The following is a 731-nucleotide window of genomic DNA, read 5'->3' on the forward strand; positions in this document are numbered from 1 at the left end:
ACTTATCACGATGTACATAAATTAGCGGTGAGCCCTGATTCACTGCGCGGCGTGCCTATTGGTAAACCGTTAGATAACGTGCGTTTGTTCGTGGTCAACGACCAATGGAATTTGCAACCTGTGGGTGTAGGCGGTGAGCTTTACATCGGCGGCGAGTGTTTGGCGCGTGAGTATTTGAATCAGCCAGAAATGACCGCTGAGAAGTTTGTTCGCAGCCCGATTGTGAAAGACGAAAACGGTGTGGGCGAGCGTTTATATCGCACTGGCGACCGCGTGCGTTGGTTGCCTGATGGCAGCATCGAATTTATTGGTCGCTTGGACCATCAAGTGAAAATCCGTGGTTTCCGTATTGAGCTTGGTGAGATTGAATCACAGCTACTCAAACAAGCGTCGGTACAAGACTGTGTTGTGCTTGCCAAAGAAGATGACACCGGGGACAAACGCTTAATCGCTTACACGGTGCGCTCGGCAGAAGGGTTAGACATGGACAGCAACGTGATTATTGGCTTGCTGCGTGACCGCTTAAGCGAGAACTTGCCGGAGTACATGGTGCCAGCGTCGTTCACGTTTGTGGATGAGATACCGCTGACACCAAACGGTAAAATAAACCGTTCGGCGTTGTTAGCGTTAGAAGATGAATCGGTATTCCAAGAAACCTACGTTGCCCCGCGTAACGACAAAGAGTCGGCGCTGTGTGACATTTGGGCCGACATATTACAAGTTGAGCAAGT

General features: G+C 50.2%; 1 protein-coding gene. It reads left to right on the top strand.

Annotated elements, in window-relative coordinates:
* A partial coding sequence (locus HJG39_RS19340) for an AMP-binding enzyme (protein WP_268412065.1) occupies window positions 1-731 on the top strand: 731 nt, incomplete at both ends.

It is taken from the genome of Alteromonas sp. a30, from assembly GCF_026788005.1.
In the GTDB taxonomy this organism is placed as follows: domain Bacteria; phylum Pseudomonadota; class Gammaproteobacteria; order Enterobacterales; family Alteromonadaceae; genus Paraneptunicella.